Origin of the sequence: Nostoc sp. KVJ20 (assembly GCF_001712795.1) — a bacterium.
Lineage (GTDB): Bacteria > Cyanobacteriota > Cyanobacteriia > Cyanobacteriales > Nostocaceae > Nostoc.
In genome coordinates this window covers 1-21,704 of sequence record NZ_KV757650.1, presented here as the reverse complement: position 1 = coordinate 21,704, position 21,704 = coordinate 1, and the positions used below count along the sequence as shown (strand labels likewise).

General features: G+C 42.1%; 17 protein-coding genes. 8 read left to right on the top strand and 9 right to left on the bottom strand.

Annotated features, from left to right (window positions below; genetic code table 11):
* Window positions 1–17: 17 nt before the first annotated feature.
* From psbA to A4S05_RS22605, 3 genes are all read right to left on the bottom strand, one after another.
* Complete coding sequence (gene psbA / locus A4S05_RS22615; RefSeq protein WP_069072082.1) at window positions 18–1,100, bottom strand: photosystem II q(b) protein; 1,083 nt, start codon at window positions 1,098–1,100, stop codon at window positions 18–20.
* Window positions 1,101–1,440: 340 nt separating this feature from the next.
* Window positions 1,441–2,940 (bottom strand): MBOAT family O-acyltransferase, encoded by a 1,500-nt coding sequence (locus A4S05_RS22610; protein ID WP_069072039.1) that lies wholly within the window; start codon window positions 2,938–2,940, stop codon window positions 1,441–1,443.
* A 90-nt stretch (window positions 2,941–3,030) separates the two neighbouring features.
* Window positions 3,031–6,039: a DUF1574 family protein gene (locus A4S05_RS22605; RefSeq protein ID WP_069072038.1), complete on the bottom strand. Its 3,009-nt coding sequence runs from the start codon at window positions 6,037–6,039 to the stop codon at window positions 3,031–3,033.
* Window positions 6,040–6,481: 442 nt separating this feature from the next.
* Here A4S05_RS22605 and A4S05_RS22600 point away from each other — a divergent pair, with 442 nt between their 5' ends.
* The 3 genes from A4S05_RS22600 (at window position 6,482) to A4S05_RS22590 (ending at window position 10,202) form a co-directional block, all read left to right on the top strand.
* The gene (locus tag A4S05_RS22600) at window positions 6,482–6,736 is read left to right on the top strand and encodes a hypothetical protein (RefSeq protein ID WP_069072037.1); all 255 of its coding nucleotides are present in this window, start codon (window positions 6,482–6,484) and stop codon (window positions 6,734–6,736) included.
* Between the two features lie 84 nt (window positions 6,737–6,820).
* A complete protein-coding gene (locus tag A4S05_RS22595) occupies window positions 6,821–9,910 on the top strand; it encodes a phosphoenolpyruvate carboxylase (RefSeq protein WP_069072036.1) in 3,090 nt (1,029 codons plus the stop codon).
* Between the two features lie 37 nt (window positions 9,911–9,947).
* The gene (locus A4S05_RS22590; protein ID WP_069072035.1) at window positions 9,948–10,202 is read left to right on the top strand and encodes a hypothetical protein; all 255 of its coding nucleotides are present in this window, start codon (window positions 9,948–9,950) and stop codon (window positions 10,200–10,202) included.
* 239 nt (window positions 10,203–10,441) lie between these two features.
* Here the strand turns inward: A4S05_RS22590 and A4S05_RS22585 are convergent, their stop codons facing one another.
* A complete protein-coding gene (locus tag A4S05_RS22585; RefSeq protein WP_069072034.1) occupies window positions 10,442–11,116 on the bottom strand; it encodes a DUF1997 domain-containing protein in 675 nt (224 codons plus the stop codon).
* A gap of 177 nt (window positions 11,117–11,293) precedes the next feature.
* Here A4S05_RS22585 and A4S05_RS22580 point away from each other — a divergent pair, with 177 nt between their 5' ends.
* The gene (locus tag A4S05_RS22580) at window positions 11,294–11,953 is read left to right on the top strand and encodes an NAD(P)H-binding protein (protein ID WP_069072033.1); all 660 of its coding nucleotides are present in this window, start codon (window positions 11,294–11,296) and stop codon (window positions 11,951–11,953) included.
* A gap of 214 nt (window positions 11,954–12,167) precedes the next feature.
* Entirely contained in the window at window positions 12,168–12,818 is a 651-nt protein-coding gene (locus tag A4S05_RS22575; RefSeq protein ID WP_069072032.1) for a glycoside hydrolase family 24 protein, read from the top strand.
* 14 nt (window positions 12,819–12,832) lie between these two features.
* On the opposite strand, the gene menH is transcribed toward A4S05_RS22575, so the two are convergent.
* The 5 genes from menH to metG form a co-directional block, all read right to left on the bottom strand.
* Complete coding sequence (gene menH / locus A4S05_RS22570) at window positions 12,833–13,651, bottom strand: 2-succinyl-6-hydroxy-2,4-cyclohexadiene-1-carboxylate synthase (RefSeq protein WP_069072031.1); 819 nt, start codon at window positions 13,649–13,651, stop codon at window positions 12,833–12,835.
* Window positions 13,652–13,833: 182 nt separating this feature from the next.
* A complete protein-coding gene (locus A4S05_RS22565; protein ID WP_069072030.1) occupies window positions 13,834–14,235 on the bottom strand; it encodes a metal-sensing transcriptional repressor in 402 nt (133 codons plus the stop codon).
* Window positions 14,236–14,388: 153 nt separating this feature from the next.
* The gene (gene lptC, locus A4S05_RS22560; protein ID WP_084227222.1) at window positions 14,389–15,597 is read right to left on the bottom strand and encodes an LPS export ABC transporter periplasmic protein LptC; all 1,209 of its coding nucleotides are present in this window, start codon (window positions 15,595–15,597) and stop codon (window positions 14,389–14,391) included.
* The gene (locus A4S05_RS22555; RefSeq protein ID WP_069072029.1) at window positions 15,597–16,226 is read right to left on the bottom strand and encodes a LabA-like NYN domain-containing protein; all 630 of its coding nucleotides are present in this window, start codon (window positions 16,224–16,226) and stop codon (window positions 15,597–15,599) included. The genes lptC and A4S05_RS22555 overlap by 1 nt, the downstream gene beginning before the upstream one ends.
* Before the next feature lie 166 nt (window positions 16,227–16,392).
* Entirely contained in the window at window positions 16,393–17,997 is a 1,605-nt protein-coding gene (gene metG / locus A4S05_RS22550; RefSeq protein ID WP_069072028.1) for a methionine--tRNA ligase, read from the bottom strand.
* Window positions 17,998–18,377: 380 nt separating this feature from the next.
* Between metG and A4S05_RS22545 the strand changes: the two genes are divergently transcribed.
* The 3 genes from A4S05_RS22545 to A4S05_RS22535 all read left to right on the top strand — a co-directional run bounded on the left by A4S05_RS22545 (window position 18,378) and on the right by A4S05_RS22535 (window position 21,585).
* Window positions 18,378–19,103: a lysophospholipid acyltransferase family protein gene (locus tag A4S05_RS22545; protein ID WP_069072027.1), complete on the top strand. Its 726-nt coding sequence runs from the start codon at window positions 18,378–18,380 to the stop codon at window positions 19,101–19,103.
* Between the two features lie 96 nt (window positions 19,104–19,199).
* Window positions 19,200–20,027: an alpha/beta fold hydrolase gene (locus A4S05_RS22540; RefSeq protein ID WP_069072026.1), complete on the top strand. Its 828-nt coding sequence runs from the start codon at window positions 19,200–19,202 to the stop codon at window positions 20,025–20,027.
* 391 nt (window positions 20,028–20,418) lie between these two features.
* Window positions 20,419–21,585, top strand: coding sequence for an EcsC family protein (locus tag A4S05_RS22535; protein WP_069072025.1), 1,167 nt, complete (start codon window positions 20,419–20,421; stop codon window positions 21,583–21,585).
* Window positions 21,586–21,704: the final 119 nt, after the last annotated feature.

Sequence of the window (21,704 nt, the reverse complement as noted above, 5' to 3'; positions counted from 1 at the left end):
TAGCTAATACTGAAGTATTAACCGTTGATAGCAGGAGCGGTCATTGCTACAGGTGCAATTTCACCAGCAGCCAAATCGAGTGGGAAGTTGTGAGCGTTACGCTCGTGCATTACTTCCATACCCAAGTTAGCGCGGTTGATTACGTCTGCCCAAGTGCTGATAACGCGACCTTGGGAGTCAATGATTGATTGGTTGAAGTTGAAACCGTTCAGGTTGAATGCCATCGTGCTGATACCCAAAGCGGTGAACCAGATACCGACGACAGGCCAAGCTGCGAGGAAGAAGTGCAGTGAACGGCTGTTGTTGAAAGAAGCGTATTGGAAGATTAGACGACCGAAGTAGCCGTGGGCTGCAACGATGTTGTAGGTTTCTTCTTCTTGACCGAACTTGTAACCGTAGTTTTGTGATTCGGTTTCGGTGGTTTCACGCACCAAGGAAGAAGTTACTAGAGAACCGTGCATTGCAGAGAACAAGGAACCGCCGAATACACCAGCCACACCTAACATGTGGAAGGGGTGCATCAAGATGTTATGTTCTGCTTGGAACACAATCATGAAGTTGAAGGTTCCAGAGATACCCAAAGGCATACCATCAGAGAAAGAACCTTGACCGATTGGGTAGATCAAGAATACTGCGGTAGCGGAAGCCAAAGGTGCGCTGTAAGCTACGCAGATCCAAGGACGCATACCTAAGCGGTAAGAAAGTTCCCACTGACGACCAAGGTATGCAGCGCAACCGATCAAGAAGTGGAAAACTACCAATTGGTAAGGGCCGCCATTGTACAACCACTCATCTAAGGAAGCAGCTTCCCAGATTGGGTAGAAGTGCAAGCCGATGGCGTTTGAAGAAGGAACAACTGCACCAGAGATGATGTTGTTTCCGTAGATCAAAGAACCTGCAACTGGTTCGCGGATACCATCGATGTCCACAGGAGGAGCAGCGATAAAGGCAATTACGAAGCAGGTGGTCGCAGCTAGCAGGGTAGGAATCATCAAAACACCAAACCAACCGATGTAAATACGGTTGTCAGTGCTGGTGATCCACTCGCAAAAGCGATCCCATACGCTAGCGCCAGAGCGCCGTTGTAAGGTTGTGGTCATTGTTTTATAAGTGCTATTTGTTGTTAAATATGGAACAAGCAAGATTGATTTTGCCTGTTGAAATACAGTCTACATGAATTTACTTTGACGCGATCTTTGACTTAATATTCTGTAACAGTATTCTTTAAAAAGATCATCGAAATATAAAGTTTTTCTACTAGATAAAAGCAATGGACTGAGGCTTTGTAAGCCACTTCAATACCAATCTAGCTATAACTTTCAATGATGCGATCGCCTAGTTAGTTGTCTTTACATTTCTTTACAAATAAGCTGTTAGAAAAATTTTAAGTCCTGTTGATTTGTAACGAAATAATAAGTTGTGAATTGTCTTATGTTTCTGTTAAAAATCAAAGTAGATGTAGGGCAAACTCCCTTCAGGAGCGAATAACCAAACAGCGTAGAAACAGATGGGAACGAAGACAAGCTTGAGAGGCCAATTAAACTCTAACTTCAGCATTCGGTTGAAGGCATAGACTATAGCCATGAAGGCAGCTAAAGTTAGAAGTACCCAAGTGAGTTGGTATTGACTCATATTTAAGGCATCTACATAGACCTTTTGAGCAAACTGGGCATCAGCTGGATAACCCCAAAGATGGCGAATTACTAAAGAAGAGTCTTGGAGATTAGGTAGACGGAACCAAATCCAAGAGGTAAAAACCATTAATTGAGTTAAGAACCAAGCGACAAAGATACCTAGAGGATTTTGCCAGAAATGTTCTAGATTTTCAAAGCGATCGCTCATAGTATCTGTAAGTCGATGAACCACCAAGGCTAACCCGTGGAATATGCCCCAAACTACATAACCCAAAGCAGCACCGTGCCAGATACCAGCGATTAGCATCACAATAAATAAATTCCAGCAGGTACGGACTAAACCCCGACGCGAACCACCCAAAGGAAAGTAGACATAGTTACGCAGCCAATCTCCTAGAGTCATGTGCCAGCGCCGCCAAAATTCTGAAATATTGGTGCTGAAGTAGGGAAAGTCAAAATTCTCAGGTAGAACCAAGCCGAAAAGCATAGCACTACCACGGGCGATGTCTACGTAACCGTTGAAATCTAGATATAACTGCAAACCGTAGGCGAATGTAGCTAACCAGAGATCGGTACTACCCGCCCGTTGCAGATTACCAAAACATAAATCGACGAAAATTCCGAGGTGGTCTGCAAAAATACCTTTTTTGACTGCGCCTCTAGCAATCAACCACAGCGCCTCAGCTACTCTATCGCTACTGGGAAAGTTTAGTGTATTGAATTGATTTGCTAAGTTGTGATAGCGCGTAATCGGGCCTGAAATGAGTTTGGCGAAGAATAATTTGTAGGTGGCAAATTTGAGAAAATTATCACTAGCAGGGGCACCACGATAGACATCTACTAAATAGGCAATGCATTCAAAGGTAAAAAAGGAAATTCCTAATGGTGCAATCAATTTAAAAGAGTTATCTGTTGAGTTTGTTTGCACATGAAAAACAAACTTGAATAAAGGGGTAAAATACTTAAAACCTAATAACAGTAAAACATTTAGAATTATACCCACCCACAAAACTTTTAGACGGTGACGATTCCAATCACCTTGAGCAAATTGCCACTCTTCATTAGAAATTTGCCAATCCAGAGAATGTTTTCCTGGTGATGTGTTTTGCCCAATCTCCAGCCCCACACGGAAATTAACAAACGTCAAGGCTAATAGTAATGGTATGTACTGAATATGCAAAGATGCATAGAAAACCAAACTGGCAATTAGCAGCGTCCACAATCGCAATTTCTGTTGTGCTAAAGACCAGTAAATTCCTAATACACTCAATAAGAACAGCCCATAGAAAATTGATATAAAGTTCATTTTTTAGTCATTTGTCATTCGTCATTTGTCATTGGTCATTTGTCATTGGGTATTGTAGATTATTCTTCCCAATCCCCAATCCCCAATCCCCTACTTCACTGGCCAAGGAATCATCGGGTCATTAGCAAGCTTTTTCGAGACTTCGTATGCGCCAAAGCGGTTGAGGTGGCTAGGATCAGAAAAGTAGTCATTTACTTTTATCCACTGTTGACTCAAATCACGATAAATAAAGTTGGGATTAGTAGCCAAACGCAACATATATTGCTGAAATTCATGCTCATATTGCCTACGCACTGGATCTAAATAATCTCCTGTCAAAGGCATATTGACAAACACTAAGGAAATTTTCTGAGATTGGGCAAACTGAAGCACTTCTTGAAAAGCAGCATCTTGCTGTCCTTCCACTTGGAAAGATTTATAATCATTGTCGTAATTTCCGGTAACTCTAGAATATTTTTGATAATATCTAGCGGGATTGAAGCGAATAGACAAAGGTAGAAAGCCATCAAAGTCAACTGATTGCCGAGAAGTACTTTCATCTGAAGTACCGTCTGTTAGCTGTCTTTCTGATGCAACTGTCTGATAATGACCAAGTATGAGGAGTTGTTTTTGCAGTAAACTTTTTATTTGATCGCGATTTGGATAGCTACTGGAAACAGATGCTAGAGCTTGATTCAATGACTCATTAACAGCTTGATACGTACTAATCTCCGGTACGTCCTCATTTGTCTTTTTCTCTCCCGAATTTACCGTATTTTCGGCTAAATCATCGCTATTTGCATCTGTTGGAGTTTTTTGGAATGCTTGTTTATAACCAGCTGATGCAGCGATGGATTTAAAGGTAATATCCTCGCGTCCACCGTTGAAAGCACGGGCGCCATCTGCCCAGACAATTATTTTGGGCAGTTCTGATGGTTCTAATACGTGGCGAATCACAAAGTCTACAACTTGTGCGGTAGCACCGTTGATCCCAAAGTTAAACACGTCCAGATTTGGATAGCCCTGAGTCGCTAAAGCTTTAGAAAGTGCTGCTGGATCTACTCCTCTGAGGGCGCGGGAGGAGCCAATAATCAATACATCTGGCGGATTACCAGTTCTCGCTAAACGCTGTTTATACAGTGCTAGTTGTTCATCTAACTGCCTGACATTGAAACTTGGCATCTGCGATCGCGCTGCTAAAAGAATAGCTGTTGCGGTTGCTTTTTCTTTCAGTGGTGCGGCTGCCAAATTCTTGGTCGGGGTATCATCATTTTGGGTAAATTCCGAAGCATTAAATACAGAACTCTGATTTGGAGGAGATTTTGTCTTGGAAGTGCTGCTAAAAAATGTCGTATCCCCACTCTGATTTTTCCCAGATGTCAAAGATGCCTTATGCTCAGAGGATGATGGAAGCGAGACATTAGCGACTTTTGGCGAACTAGTCCGTGCAATAATTCGACCCAATACCCAATCAGTTTGGAGGGTGAGCAATAATCCCAGTGTTCCCCAAACTAAAGCAATCTTAATTCCTTGAACATCATGGTTATGTTCCGCTGACTGGTTGCTTTCGGTAAATAACTGGCTTTTCAACAGGAATTTTTTCGCTGTTGAACTGGCCGTTGCCATCCAATCTCGCGCTACTTCGGTTACAAAACTTTGAACTTCTTCTGTCGTTAAGTCGGGGCGCAAAATTGGCTCACTAGTCTCAGAGGTTACCAGGTCGTTAACGTATTTAGAAGTAGCAGCAAATTCTGGGGTTGCTTCTGGCACTAAACGTTGGCGATGTTCAAGATCAACGCCATAATGCCAAAAAGGTTCTTTATTCCCAGCGCGGCGACCGTATATACGTACTCCCATCATACCGGGAATTTTTAATTGGCGAATAAACTGCGTAATTTTACTTGCTACTTGTTGCCGCCCTGGACAAACAGGTGCATCACACATAATGTGCAATAAATCATTTTTGTTCAGTAAAAGTACGCGAATTCCACCTGTCAATAGCCGCCAATCCAAGTCAGGGTTGAGTAAGCGCTCTAGTAAAAATATGATGGCTGGTTCATCGCCAGTATTTGCCAACTCTAGCGGTGATGGGGCAAAGGCGGGATGTTTTGCAGCGGGTAAAGCCAGCCAATCAATCCAAGTGGGTTGCTTGTCGCCTGCTTTTTGTCCGTATATGGTGGCGGCGAGAATGCCTTGAGGTGCGATCGCTTCTAGCTGGGGTAAGATCGCCTTTAAGCACACTTCCTTGTCTGGGATTGGGGCAGTTCCTAGGGGATCAAAAGCTGGGGTACAAAAGATATGTAGCGTTGATTCTTTCAGAGAAGCTTGAACAGCAATTTTTAACCCTGATAGTACCTCAGTTAATAATCGAGCGATCGCTTGTATATCCCCCCAACGCGCCCACTCTTTCAGCATCACTTCTGGTGGTGTCAAATCCACCCGCAGCAGCCAATCATGTACAGTTTCGCCGCTCACCTGGGAAACAATAACTGCATCTTGGTAGCCGGAAAGCTTGAGATAACGCAACTTTTGTGCTATTGGTTCAGCAAGCAAGGATGCATCAGGGCTATAGCTCGACTGGCAAAATATCCACAGGCGATTTTCTTCTGGCTGAGAATTCTTTGGCTTATATAGCTTAATCTTTGCCTGTACCGATACACCTAAGGTACTCAGAGTTTCGCTGAGATATCGAGCGATCGCTTCTGGGTTGCCTTGGCGTGCCAAACTTTCGTTAGAGACAATTAATGCTCCACCCGATTGTTTTGATTTTTCCGAGTCTGCTAGCAAGGCTTGCTCCACCTGCTCCAGATGCTTATCTATTTGATTCAAGTAAACCCGATGGCACCATTTGGGGCGCTGTTCCCCTTTTCTTCGGCCATAGACAAATACTTGATATATTGAGGGTTGTTCGTTACTTGTGAGGATATCTAAGTTTGTTTGCTGTAGTGCTTGCAGCAAATCAGACAAAGTGTGCCAACGCTGCGGACATTCTGTACCTTCACAAAGAATATGAAGGTCATTTCCCCGCAACCGGACTTTCACCCCGAAAGTGTTGATCCCTGTTGCTTGGCTTACCCATTGCACTAAGGATTGCTGGCGATCTGGTAATACTGTTTTCATGCTCAGTTAACTTTACAGGAAGCGATTGTTGGGGGATAGTGCCTGCACTTGTAAACTAGAACCATAGGTCTATCACACTCTGACGTTTTTTTTTAACAATTTTGTTACCTTCGTAGCTCACAAAATCGGCCAAGATAGTCTTGTACAGGTTGCAAGTCTGACTAATGTTGAGTTTTGCGTTTATTTTACTAATAGGGAGTCAGAAATCAGAAGTTAGGAGCCAGGAGTCAGAATAATTTTATATGACTGGCTGATGACTTGTCCTTTAAAACCGGACTCGCGTCCCAATGTGCTAATGTAACGCCCCTGATAGGCGAAACAAACAACAAGCTTATCTCATTTCAACTCCATCCCTTGATCGTTGGAGTCATCTTAACTCCTAACTCTTAACTCCTGACTCATAACTCCTTTTGACTCATATTCCCATAACCAAAAATTAGCAATGCCTCCTACCAACCAACAACCCTCAACTAACCCGCCATCTAATCTGGATTTTTTTAGCATTCCCCAATCTTTCCTTTTACAAATAGGTACAGCGTCTATATTACTGCTGCTCATTACCGGAAAAACTACAGTAAGAGCACTAGAATCCATCGGGGAAGCCAGTGAAGAATTATTTCGAGGCGATCGCCTACCCAACCTCGACTTCCCAGATGAACACGAAATCAATCAAGATGAGAAGATATACACCAAATAATTATTTGCTCAGGAACAACCCGGTGAGCATTAAGTGCAAAACCTAGAACCGTAAACAGTAATTAGCTTTACAAGAATAGAGAATATGGGTTCCCTTTTATACTCTTCGTCTCAAACTGCGGATATATACCCGGTGTCGGAATTATTTTTGCGTCATCGTCTCCAGGTAGTGGAAGAATTGTGGGAGTCAGTTCTCCGGCAAGAATGCGGTCAGAATATGGTAGATTTGTTGCGGCAGTTGCGCGATCTATGTTCACCAGAAGGACAAGCAACAAATGACCAAGCATCCTCAGCCGTTAAATTAATTGAACAACTAAATATCAACGAAGCAATCCGCGCGGCTCGTGCTTTCGCTCTATATTTTCAGTTGATCAACATCATAGAGCAGGAATACGAACAACGGCAGCAATTGAGTCGCTATGAAGCAGAAACAGAGCCTACAGACGCAGAAAGAGCATCTAATGTCAATTACTCGTCCAATCAAAGAGAAGATGATGCGCCTGTTAGCAAGGGAATCGCAGCAGAATTGCTGGCAAAAAATTATCTAGAAAAAGCGCAAGTCAAACCAAAAGGGACTTTTGCTGCTTTATTTCCCTATTTATTCAAACTGAATGTACCACCCCAGCAAATTCAACGTTTAATTGCACATCTGGATGTGCGTTTAGTTTTCACAGCGCACCCGACGGAAATTGTTCGCCATACTATCCGGGATAAGCAGCGCCAGGTGGTACAACTCTTGCAAAAGCTGGATACCTTAGAAAACCATTTTGGTACTACAGCCGGGGGATATGCTTGGGAAGCAGCAGATGTCCGCGAACAATTGCTCGAAGAAATTCGCCTGTGGTGGCGCACAGATGAACTGCACCAGTTTAAACCCACGGTGCTAGACGAAGTAGATTATGCCCTGCACTACTTCCAAGAAGTTCTATTTGACGGCATTCCCCAACTTTATAAACGTTTCAAACACACTCTATCCAATACCTTTCCTTGGCTAGAACCACCGAGTAAAAACTTTTGCTCTTTCGGTTCTTGGGTAGGCTCAGACAGAGATGGGAATCCATCAGTCACACCCGAAATTACCTGGAAGACAGCTTGCTATCAGCGCAAAATGGTGATCGGAAGATATATTCAGTCAGTGAAAAATCTGATTGAATTGTTGAGTGTGTCGATGCACTGGAGTGATGTCTTACCAGATTTACTGGAATCTCTAGAATTGGATCAGTCCCAGTTAAGCGAAGTTTATGACGCACTGGCGCTGCGTTATCGACAAGAACCCTATCGGCTCAAACTGGCTTATGTGCTGAAACGACTGGAAAATACTCGCGATCGCAATTTAGCTTTGTACAATCGGGAAACGCCAAAAAATCAAGATAGCCCCCTGTATCTTTCCGGAGCCGATTTTTTAGCAGAACTGCGGATGATTCAGCGCAACTTGACAGAAACAGGTTTAAGCTGTCGAGAATTAGAAAATCTCATTTGTCAAGTAGAAATTTTTGGTTTTAACTTGACACAGCTAGATATTCGCCAAGAATCATCCCGCCATGCCGATGCACTGAATGAGATCCTGGAATACCTGCAAATATTACCTCAACCTTACAACGAACTCTCTGAGGAGCAAAGAGTCGCTTGGCTTACAGGAGAACTGCAAACCCGTCGGCCATTAATTCCGGCAGAATTGCCATTTTCCGAAAAAACCAACGATGTAATTGAAACCTTTCGCGTCGTGCGATCGCTCCAACAAGAATTTGGTCTGAATATCTGCCAAACTTACATTATCAGCATGTGCCGCGACGTGAGCGATGTGCTGGAAGTGTTGCTGTTAGCCAAAGAAGCCAGACTTTTTGACCCCGCCATTGCTGTGGGAACTATTCAAGTTGTCCCCCTATTTGAAACAGTAGAAGACTTACAACGCTCCCGAAGCGTCATGCGGAAACTGTTTGAACTGCCGTTATATCGCGCCTTATTAGCCGGCGGCTACGAACAGACAAAAGCAGAGAGTGTTGTAGTGGATGAAAATTCATCCTCCCCTGCTTCCCCCACCTCCCCTGCCCCCTCCCCCCTCACCCCCAACTTGCAAGAAGTAATGCTGGGGTATTCTGACAGCAACAAAGACTCTGGTTTTTTAAGTAGCAACTGGGAAATTCATAAAGCCCAAAAATCACTGCAACAAATAGCAGAAGGCTATGATCTAAATTTGCGGATTTTCCACGGACGCGGCGGTTCTGTGGGACGCGGTGGCGGCCCTGCTTACGAGGCGATTTTGGCTCAACCCGGTCATAGTATCAATGGGCGAATCAAGATTACCGAACAAGGAGAAGTTTTGGCTTCTAAATACTCCTTGTTGGACTTGGCTTTGTACCACATGGAAACCATCACTACAGCTGTGATTCAAGCTAGTCTACTGCGGACAGGGTTTGATGATATTGAACCCTGGAACGAGATTATGGAAGAATTAGCAGTGCGATCGCGTCAACATTATCGTGCTTTAATTTACGAACAGCCTGATTTTGTTGACTTCTTCCACCAAGTAACCCCAATTGAAGAAATAAGCCAGCTACAAATTAGCTCTCGTCCAGCCCGCCGTCCATCTGGTAAAAAAGATTTAAGCAGTCTGCGAGCTATTCCTTGGGTATTTAGCTGGACACAAACTAGATTTTTGCTGCCTTCCTGGTACGGTGTTGGCACGGCTTTACAAGAATTCTTGAACGCAGAACCAGAAGAACATTTGAAATTGCTGCGCTACTTTTATGTTAAGTGGCCCTTTTTCAAGATGGTGATTTCTAAGGCTGAAATGACCTTGGCAAAAGTAGATATGCAAATGGCACATCACTACGTCCAAGAATTGTCAAAACCAGAAGATCAACTTCGTTTTGCCAAAGTTTTTGATCAAATTGCCAGCGAGTTTTATCTCACAAGGGATTTGGTGTTAAAAATCACCGATCACAATCAACTGTTAGATGGTGATCCTGTATTGCAACGATCTGTGCAGTTACGCAATGGCACAATTGTCCCCTTGGGATTTATCCAAGTTTCACTACTCAAGCGCCTACGCCAGTCCCTAAACACTACTGCTACTTCTGGAGTTATCCATTCTCGCTACAGCAAAGGTGAGTTACTGCGAGGAGCATTGTTAACTATTAATGGTATTGCAGCAGGGATGAGAAATACAGGTTGATTGGGCATGGGGCATGGGAATAAGGGACAAATGACAAATGACAAAAAATAGAATTTTAATTTGCACTTTTTTGGCATTGTCATTAGGTTTTTTTGGTGCTTACACCAGTGGGCAAATTACCATAATGCTGCATAGCCAAAAATGCCAAAACCAACCTTGGGGTTTAAAGGAGATGTGTAACGCTTGGATGACACCAGGAGCAATATGGCAAGGTAGCACAACAGGACTATGGACAGGCACTATTTTAGGGGCGTTTATTGGTGGTTTGGTGACGCGACAAGCTCGTGATTAGTCTGTTGACTACTTAATCAAGCGTGAATTCGACGAACCTCTCCTTAACTTGAACTTTAGTTAAAGTCTGTCCCTTTGCACTTGCAAGTCGGTTTGGTTAAGAAAGTTATCTGTTGAGGTGAGCAGGGAAAGAAAAATTGCTAATAAACTTTCTTTCTTACCCTGCCTCACTTTCTTATCCGAATTGTATTGTCCCCACTTGTGACTATCCATTAGTCAGATTTTTCTTAACACTTTCGTTCACCGCTTTTGCCTAGAATTGGTATTAAAGGGTATGTCCAAAGATTTATGAAAATCTTCCTGAACTTTGCGAGTTAAGCGGCGGGAGACTTGGCGGACGATTTGGTTAAGTACGCGATCGCCTGTAGATTGAACTAGAGACTTTGGTAATCGCTGAATAAACCTAGGAAAGTGAATATAAACTATTAAATCTAATTCCCATTCAACTCTTGTAACCTCCCCAATACTAGAGGAAACATCCGTTTCTATTAACTTGAGAGCTGCGTGGTAGTCTACGTCATAACCAGGCGGCTGATAGTCAGGAATGGGGATTGTACGGATGCGGTAAATACCTTCCTCTGGGGGCAACAATTCTAAACCAATTTTCGGTTCTACTTCATAACCGAAAGAACCAAAACGACCAATTACTAAAGCATAGCCATTTTCCCCAAGTGATTGTACCTTCATGGGTTCAGCGCAGCGCGAAAACCATGAGGCGTGAGCATTGAGATACTCAGCAACCTTCTCTGCTGGGGCAGCCATTTCCATACAGTCTTGATAACGACCGTAAAATTTTGTGAGCGTTGCTACATTTGCTTCTGTTAATGTTTCCTTAGCTTCTTCTTGGGTGGAGGCTACAGGTAAAACGGCTTCTGTTATTTCCCAGGATTTATATTCGCTTTTTCTTGAAAGCATAAATGCATTACTGTATACTTTGGCGTTCGTCTATATTAATGATTCCCCACGCGCCTGGGTCATTTCGCATTCAAATCCCATTTTACTGAAACCTCATTAATCTGCCATCAACTCCATAGAATTACTAAAATAAAGAACTGAACAAGCACACAATAGTTTCCCAGGATAGCATTTCTCATGAAAGCATTTGTAGCAGGGGCAACGGGTGAAACAGGTCGCCGGATTGTGCAAGAATTGATAGCGCGGAATATTCCCGTCCGAGCCTTGGTGCGGGATATAGAGAAAGCTAGGGGTATTCTCTCTCCTGAAGCTGAATTAGTTGTAGGCGACGTATTACAACCAGAAAGTCTGGCTGCTGCGTTGGGAGATAGCACAGTTCTGTTGGTTGCAACTGGCGCAAAACCGAGCTTTGACCCCACTGGCCCCTATAAAGTGGATTTTGAAGGGACTAAAAATTTAGTAGATGCTGCTAAAACAAAGGGAATTGAACATTTTGTCTTAGTTTCTTCTTTGTGTATTTCGCAGCTTTTCCATCCACTGAATTTGTTTTGGCTAATTTTGTTGTGGAAAAAACAAGCTGAAGAGTATATCCAAAAAAGTGGTCTTACTTATACGATTGTCCGACCTGGTGGCTTAAAGAATGAAGATAACCTCGACCCCATTGTGATGCAGAGTGCAGATACACTGTTTGAGGGTAGCATCCCCAGGCAGAAAGTCGCCCAAGTTGCTGTTGAGGCGCTATTTGAAGCTGATGCACGCAATAAAATTGTCGAAATTGTTGCCAAACCTGAAGCTAGCTCCAAAACTTTTGGGGAATTATTTGCTAACGTCGCGTAATCAACCAGTGAAGAGTTAGGAGCAACACGCGCTAGGGGGGCGCATCTATGCGTCCCCTACAAATAGTCGGTATGTATGTGAACTTTGCCAGAATGAGCGCGTCAATTATTGTTGTTAGTAAACAGAGCAAATTTGAAGGAGTTAGACTCTGAAAGGCTTTGAATTCAAAGGTGCTGAAAAGCTTATTGGCCCGATAGCCGCGCTTCTCGGCTTTGTGTATTTATTGCAATGGTATATTGGAGACTTGCGATCGCCTTCTGATCCCGTTTTTAGAGATCAACAGCCGCCTTTGGTCATGAAACAGGGCGACCCCTATATTCGCGCTTTAATGCGAACTATCTCGGCGAGTGAGGCTAGTGGGAACCGTCCCTATTCGCTGTTATACGGTGGACAGCAAGTTAATGACCTCAGCCGACATCCTGAGATATGCGTCACAATTGTCACAGGCCCCAACACAGGTAATTGTTCTACTGCTGCTGGCAGATATCAAATTATCAACATTACTTGGTATCGTTTAGCCCCCACTTATCATCCAAATCCAATGCAGATGATGTTTTGGACTGGTTATAGTTTTGAAGCAGAATATCAAGATGTAGTAGTTTACCGATGGTTAAATGATTCTAAAGTTTGGGGAGTTGATATTTCTCAACTGTTGCGTCAGGGAAAGATAAATGATGTTTTGCGGCGACTCTCTCCCACCTGGACAAGTTTAGGATATGGGATAGAAACTAATTCTGTTAGTAGCTCTTTACCTAAGATTTATCAGAAAATGTTGCAAGAAGAATTAACCGCAATTAATCAACCAACAGCCCCGAATTTGACACCATCCCCAACTCCTTCTAGCAAGGCAATAAAGAAGCAGTGAAGTTATCTTAATTTTTAACTTGCTGCGGACAAAAAGTCTTTTATATTTTCCACAAATGCCAAGGTGTTTTCAAAGTGGATATTATGCCCAGCATTATCAATTATTCTCATCTGGGCAAATTCACATCTTTTAGCCATTTCTGTATTAATAGATATAAATTTTTTATCATATTCACCAACTAATAAGAGAATAGGAATTGTATTATCTTTTAGCTTTTCCCATAAAGAGGGTTGGTATCCAGTACCCATAAAGCGCAGTGACTTATCTAATTCCTGGGGATTGTTCTGTAACCTAATTTCTACCATGCGATCGTATTCTGGATGATTTTTGATACAAGCAAAAATCGGCTGATCATACCAATGTGATAAAAAAGTGGCAAAATCGTTTTTTTCAAAACTTCTTGTTACCTTTCTACCTATTTGCGTATCAAGTTTAATGCGTTCTAATCGTTCTGCTTCTGTTGGCAAACCTGGTGAAGCTGACTCTAGTACAACTTTATGAAAACGTTCTGGAAAATTCAGGGTGAGATATAAAGCTAATCTTCCACCCATTGAATAACCAACTAAAAAGCATTTGGCAATTTTTAACTCATCCAGCAAGTTGATTAATGCATGGGCAGTGTTTGTTATTGTATAGTAATCATCCCCAGCCAAAACTTGGGTTTTGCCATGTCCAGGGAGATCAATTGTTAAATAGGAAAATTCATCAGATAGTAATTTTATAGCTTCATCAAATTCATTTATATTACCCATGAAACCATGCAGAAAAAGAATCAGTGGTTTTTCTGGGTTGCCCATGAAAGAATAGTAAAATTGATATTTTTCTCTTACCATAGTCTACTTAAAAACCATCTTTCTTGGCTGCACAGCATATTATCTTATGGAGTAAGCTTATTTAAGCATACGAGGAAATGAATTAAAATAGGTTGCTAAAAGTTTGCAACATAATATTGCTAAGGTAAATATCATGATGCACTATTGAATAGCGAATGTATCCTACATTATTTTTTTAATTTTTAAGGTAAAAATCGATCTAAAGCAGCTTTTAACTGTTTAATTTCAAGGTCAATATTACCTTCTTGTGCGGCTCTACCAATGCACTCGGTTAAATGTTCATCCAAAACAATTCGCGCTACCCGATCCAATGCGCCTCGGACTGCGGCAATTTGCAGTAAAACATCAGGACAAGGGGTACTTTGCTGCACCATTGTCTTAATACCACGAACATGTCCTTCTATACGCGATAATCGATTGACAATTCGCCGTAGAGATTCTTCACTATGGACGTGAGAATGAGCTAACTCTCCAGTCCCATGAGTATGATCTGTCTGCTCTTGCTCTGTATCATGATGGTGGGAATGTTCTGCTTGCTGGGGTGTTGGCAAGGATTCCTTACCTAATCTGTTTGATCCATTCATGGGTTATCAAAGGACTTGTAGTACTAAAATCCTAGCCTAGTACTCGACCAACCCAAAATTTATGAGTGGGGAGTGGGGAGTGGGGATGAGGGAGATTGAGAATAACTACTATAAACAATGCCCAATGCCCCATGCCCAATGCCCCTAACTCCACTACTGACGATTGGCTCTTTCTTGGGGAATAATCTCCGTTACGACCCTACCGCTAGGACTGCCACCTTTGACAACAATATTTTCTGTTTGCAGATTACCAACGGCTGTTTCACCCACAAAATTTATTTGTGGGTCAACTTGCCGATAAAGCACATTTCCCTGAGCTTCAACTAACTTATTGTCTAAATACCAAGTTAATGAATTGGATCTTAGAGACTGGCGACGCTGACCAACGGCGTTGACGTTACCTGTTAAATAAACAATTTTTCGCGGTATTATCATTTGACCTTGATTGGATGTCACTGTGACATTTTCGGTACGGTGGAACATTCGTGTGGGCGAGTGTGTGGTAATATTTTCTGTGTTCATGTTCCAGGTCATAGAGTTACTAGCTATTTGCAGTGGCGGGTCTAGTAATTCTAGTTGGGCATTTTTCTGGACAGTGGCAATTTTTGTTTTTAAGTTGACTTCGGCATAATTTCCCTTGCCGCGATCGCTAATTTTATTATCTTTGTAGCGATCAATTTCTATGGGGCGATCGCCAATCAGTTTTTCTTCTTTAATATTCCAGATCAAATGCTCGGTTCTAACTTGTAATTGGGGATCAGCTGAATTCGCTATTACTCCTCCAGAAAATTCCATTCGCTGTTCGCGGGTTTTAACTCGCGCTTCTTTCGCCACTGCTTGTAGTTGTTTATGAGTGCCGTTAATCTGGTTGCGGACAATCAACAAATCTTCTTGGGGTCGCCATTCTAATTCATTGCCTTGCAATACAATTCCATTACTAGGGTCTGTGGCAAATATCTTGCCTTTAAGAAACAACTGCTTCCCATCTTGCTCAATGTCTGCTACATCTGCCTTGATTTGGTAAACTACTTTGCCATCTTGGTATAGTTCACCATAAGGACTTTCAGCCTGACCAATTTGTTTTTCTTTGGTGTATTTTGCAGTTTTAGCCCTGACTTTCCAAATGGGTCTTCCCACTTCATCTGCTTGTTCTAGGGTGACATCAAAGAAAGTCAAATCGCTATCTGGATTAGATGAATCCGCAGTATTTTGTTGGGAAGCTGGAGGGGATTTACCCCCGCAAGCAACTAAACCAAATACCAAGAAAAAGGTCAAAGGTAAAATAAGAAAAGAGGGAGTGGAGGAGAAATTTTGAATTTTTCTCTTGCCCCATCTCCCCTTTTGATGAAATTTATACGCCATTATTCTTGGATTTCTAGGTGTCCATCACTACTTCTGGGGTCTTCTAAAAAACCGATACCAGATAAAGGCCGGTATGGATAACTTTGGCGAGGGGTTTTTTGAATATCCTCTTTGATGGCTTCTAAATCGATGTAGCGATCGCTTACATTAATTAAGCTGTCACTGGTCATCGATCGCAAGCTCACCACTTCTACCCGCACGCCCCGATAGCTCACTGAATTAACTGCATAAGCTAAATCCCCATCACCGCTGACTAAAACTGCGGTATCATAAGAATCTACTAGTGCCATCATATCGACTGCTATTTCTACATCCAGGTTAGCTTTTTTAGAACCATCTGGTAGCTGGACTAAATCCTTAGCAATGACTCGATAGCCATTGCGACGCATCCACAGCAGAAAACCCTGTTGCTTCTCGTTTGTCCGGTCTACACCAGTGTAGAAAAAAGAACGCAGCAGTCTGGAACCTCCAGTTAATCGGCACAATAGCTTGGTGTAGTCGATCTCAATGCCTAGTTGCAGTGCAGCATAAAATAAATTTGAGCCATCTATAAATATGGCAACTCTACCCCGATTCTCCAAAACTTGTTCTGGCGTAAAGATCGAATCGTTTTCCAAATTATTCAACATCATTGTGATACCTCAATTTTTATCCCTGTTATTTTTGATACAAATTACCAACTTTTAGATGCTAGTCACAGCGGCTTATGATAATGTTCCGGGGCTAATTTAAATTCAGCCACGATAAATTTTTTGAGAAAATAAGAAATTGAACAAAATCAGACTTTGATAAGGACTAATCGTTTTTCGGGGGTTCTATTCGCTTAAAAATAGGTTTGGGTGTACCCAACTCTTGTTTACTGGATAGTATTCCCCATGTAGCATGAATAGAAAAAGGAGTGGTAACTGAACTTTGTATTTGATCGTTAAAGTTTATTCCAAAGCCTAGCTGCTGATAAATATCGCTACTGATGTTCGGAATAATTGGGGATAGCAGATAAGCTGCTAGTCTAACTGATTCTAGAACTGCGTAGAGAACTTTTTCCACCGACTCCTGCTGTCCCTGTTTATATAATGACCAAGGAGCTTGTTCATCAATAAACTTATTACTGGCTTGCACCAATGAAAGGATAGCCCCGCAGGCTTGATTGAAAGCTAGCTCTTGGTATGCTTGTTTCACCTGTTCCCCTAGACGTAAACCAATTGCTTTCAAAGGATTTTCGTCAGGAATCGCTTCATTCCCGATTGATGGGACTTTATTCTGGGCGCAGTATTTCTTCACCATGTTCAAGGTGCGATTGAGCAAATTACCTAAATCATTTGCCAAATCTGCATTCAAAACATTAATGAACCTTACTTCATTAAAATCTCCATCTTTGCCAAATTCGATTTCCTTAAGGAAGTAATAACGAACGGCATCACTACCATAGCGCTGAACTAACGCAATAGGATCAAGGGTATTACCCAGACTTTTGCCCATCTTCTGCCCATCTTTGGTCAAAAAGCCATGCCCAAATACTCGCTCTGGCAAGGGTAAGCTAGCCGACAACAGCATTGCGGGCCAGTAAACGGCATGGAAGCGGAGAATATCTTTACCAATTAGGTGCAGGTTGATCGGCCACCATGTTTCTAAAGCATTTGCTAAAGTCGGTTCTGCATCTGGTTCTAGTAATGCTGTGACATAACCTAGCAGCGCATCAAACCAAACATAAAGGGTGTGCTTGGGATCAACTGGTACGGGAAAACCCCAATCTAAATTCACTCGTGAAATGGAAAAGTCTTGCAGTCCTTGATTGACAAAGCTGAGAACTTCGTTGCGCCGACTTTCTGGTTGAATAAAATCTGGTCTAGATTGATAAAATTCTGTCAGCTTAGTTTGATATTTGGATAAGCGGAAAAAATAGTTTTGTTCGTCTCGCCACTCTACTTCTTTGTTAGTATGAATTGGGCAACGGTGTCCTTCTAATAGATCCCGTTCTTCTTTGAATTCTTCGCAGGATACGCAATACCAGCCTTGTTGTTGTCCCTGGTAGATATCACCAGATTTCCAGACTCGCTCAAAGAATTCTTTGACGATCGCTTCATGACGAGGTGCAGTAGTCCGACTAAAGCGATCGTATTGAATGTCTAGTAACTGCCATAAACTTACGAAGCTAGGGACAATTTCATCGCAAAACTCTTGTGGTGCTTTGCCTAAACTTTCTGCCGATCGCTGAATTTTTTGCCCATGTTCATCTGTACCTGTAATTAGTAATACCTGATGTCCTAGTAGTCTGTGAAATCGCGCAACTACATCTGCTGCGATCGTCGTATAAGCGCTGCCTATATGGGGAACATCATTTACATAATACAGGGGTGTTGTTAGTGCAAATGTCAATTCTTTTTTATTCACTAGATTCATACAAAATAAAAATTAACTTATTAAAACGTTTTACACCTTAGCTTTCAGCGGCAAAACCACGCAATTATACAATAAAATTCCTATTTTTTCCAATAACACCTTCATACTAGCAAATTTATTAGGTCAATAATTGTTTTGTAATATGCATCAATTCTGATAATTTTTGCCTAAAAGATGAAAATTAACTAATCATAATGTTTTTGAATACTTTCTATTAGAAATTCTTGTGATCAAGAATACATAATTGAGAACGTGAAAAATCTATTTGCTTTTGTCGATTAGATATTTCTATCTTAAGACGGTCATGGCAATAGTAAAGAAATGTAAAAATTAAATTAAGATAAGCTGCCATATTTACCGGAAAAATATATTGATTAGGTATGAGTCGAAATAGCCCCCTAGAGATTTCTCGTGCTTTGGTGGCTGCATTCTCAACGCAAATGTTTCGCTATTACGAAGACCGCATTCCCCAGGATGCCAGCGTGTTGGTAGTTAGCAATCACCACAGCTTTATGGATGCACTGATTTTAATGGCGGCGTTATCGAGTCCTATTCGCTTTGCTTGCCATCACTATATGGGACAAGTGCCAGTAATGCGGGAGATTGTCACCGGACAATTGGGATGTTTTCCTTTGGAGGAAACTCAAAACCGCCTGCAAAGCTTTTTTTTGCAGTCGCAGGTGCTATTGCAGTCCAAGCAGATGGTGGGAGTATTTCCAGAAGGAACTGAACCAATGGTGAAATTTACTCAGCCAAACCAGGTGGGTGAGTTTCATCGAGGATTTGCCCATTTGGCATTGCGAGCTGATGTGCAGGATTTAGCGATTTTGCCGATCGCGATCGCCTCCTTAGAAGAGGTAAACACAAATGGCTTCCCACTAAGGCTTTTGAGTGTATTTGACCCCTCAGAACCTTTATTTAACCAAAGTGGTTGGCATCCTTTGGTAATTTATCGTCGGGTTGCAGTGTTAATCGGTCATCCTTATTGGATTACGCCCCAACATCATAAAAAATATCATGGCAAACAAGCCAGAACTGTTGTGGCTGAACTGACAGAACACTGTCATGGTGAAATTAGTGATTTACTGCGTCAAGGTTGCTATTAGAGCCGTTCGATTTGGGATTTTGGATCGTCCGAACAATCAACAGTTCAAAAGTTTTATACCATTAACAAATGACCATTGACTACTGACCAATGACTAATGACTATCTCTGAAGTTGAGTTAAAGCCTTGTTTCCTGACTCCTGAACGAGTACAGCCAGAGTATCCTCTATTGGTATATTTGCCAGGAATGGATGGAACAGGTCAACTATTGCGATCGCAAACCACAGGATTAGAAACTGGCTTCGATGTCCGCAGTTTGGCGATCCCCCGGAAAGACCTTAACAGTTGGGATGTGCTAACTAAAAGTGTATTGGACTTGATCCACGCAGAACTAGAAAAAAGCTCTCAGAGGCCAGTTTACCTGTGTGGTGAGTCCTTTGGTGGTTGCTTGGCAATGAAAGTAGCAATCCAAGCACCTCACTTATTTAAGCGAATTATCCTAATTAACCCAGCTTCATCCTTTCGGCTTCGCCCTTGGTTGCATTGGGCATCCCAACTAACTTACTTAGTGCCATCAGGATTGTATGATATTGGCGCACTAGGGTTGTTGCCGTTTTTAGCATCTTTGCAACGCATTTCCCGGAGCGATCGCCATGATTTACTGAAAACTATGCGTTCTGTACCATCAGAAACCGTTCTTTGGCGATTATCTTTACTGCGAGAGTTTCAGATTGATGAGGAACAATTAAGTCGCTTAACTCAACCAGTTATGCTAATTGCCGGTGGTAGCGATCGCCTTTTGCCTTCTGTAACTGAAGTGAAGCGTATAGGGAATATCCTACCAAATAACAAGATTGTGGTATTGCCCCATTGCGGACATGCTTGCTTACTAGAGCAAGATACTAATCTCTATGAAATTCTTAAGGATAACGAATTTTTAGAAAGTAATGCTGATATCAGTACCGGGTTAGAGGTGAGAGGATAAGGTGAGGTGCGATCGCATCAAATTGGGATATTTCTACCCGCGTTTCTCATCTGATGCTGGTGGTTTACCTCTGTTTTCATATTATTTTCAGTTCGTAGTGAGGACTTTAGTCCTCTCTTCTCTACGAGAGGCTTCGCCAACGAGACGCTACGCGAACAAAATAAGGGCTAAAGCCCTTACTACAAACTACAAATCCGATTTTTTTGTGACACTTGCGTAAGTCCTAACAGGGATTAGAGGATGTTCCTATTCTTGATGGATTAACACAGTTTTTAAAACAAGAAAATAGTTAATCTGAAACTGATAATTATGTTTATAGAGGGATGTAGAGCCGCTCAGGATTCGCTAAAAGAAAGAGAGAGGCTTTAGAGATAGAGAATGGTGTCAAAGAATGGCAGACAAACCCCAAGAAATAGAAGTGAAAAAATCAGGTAATTCACCCACAGAAACTTCAAAATTCGGAATTCAGGCTCAATCATCAGTAGAAAATGAACCATCTATAATAGAGTCTTTTGTTAAAACTGTTGCTGATACTGGCATGGCGGTTTTAGACACAGTAGTGGGTGTGGGAGAAGCCACCGCGAAACAAACACACAAGTTAATTGAGCAAACAACTCAAACTAGCGGTCAGTTTGTTAACCACCTCAGCCAAAATTGGCTGATTAGAAAAGTATCTGGAGTGTTAAATCTTAACTGGCTAATTGGTAGTACTGACATTATTGATTTAGAAAAAGCAGAAGCGGCAGTAAAGAAGCTAAAGCAAAAGTATCCCAATGAATCAACTAGCCAGATTGCTCACCGAATCATGCTGGCAAAAGCGACTAAAGCTGGCACTGTTGGACTAGCAACTAGTATTTTGCCGGGAGTAGCAGTTGCATTGTTGGCAATTGATTTAACAGCAACAACAAAATTGCAATCAGAAATGATTTATGAGATTGCATCTGACTATGGGCTAGATTTAAAAGATCCTGCCCGGAAAGGCGAAGTTTTGGCAATTTTTGGTTTGGCTTTGGGTGGAGGCCGTTTATTAAAAGCTGCTGGATTAGGGTTGCTGCGAAATGTACCTTTTGCTGGTGCAGCGATCGGAGCTAGTTCAAATGCGACGATGATCTATTCATTGGGGTATGCTGCTTGTCGATTTTATGAAGCCAAGCTGGATGAATCAACATCCCTCGAATCGCCAGAGACATTGGCAACCTTAAAAGCCGAAAGCGAAAAGTATCTCGAAAGTGCTATCGCTCAACAAACTCTCATGGATCAAATCTTAGTCCACATGATCCTAGCCAGTCATCCAGAAAAGACTTGGGAAGAAATTTTGCCAGAATTAAAAGCTGTAAACATCAGTCCTAAGTCCTTAGATGCCATTGCCCAAAATATCAAATCACCCCAACCTTTAGATGTATTGTTAAATCAGCTAAATCGTGATTTTGCCATACCTTTGTTAGCTCAGTGTTACAAAATTGCCCAGGCTGACAATCAGACTACACCAATTGAGCAAGAAATAATCTCAGCGATCGCCAGCAAATTTGACATTGACACAAATACAATTGGGGCATAGGGCATAGGGCATAGGGCATGGGGCATGGGGCATGGGGCATGGGGTAGGAAATAAAAGAGTACAGTTCATGGCTTGATTAATGAGCATCAAAGACTCATTAACGGAGTTCTGAGGTGGAT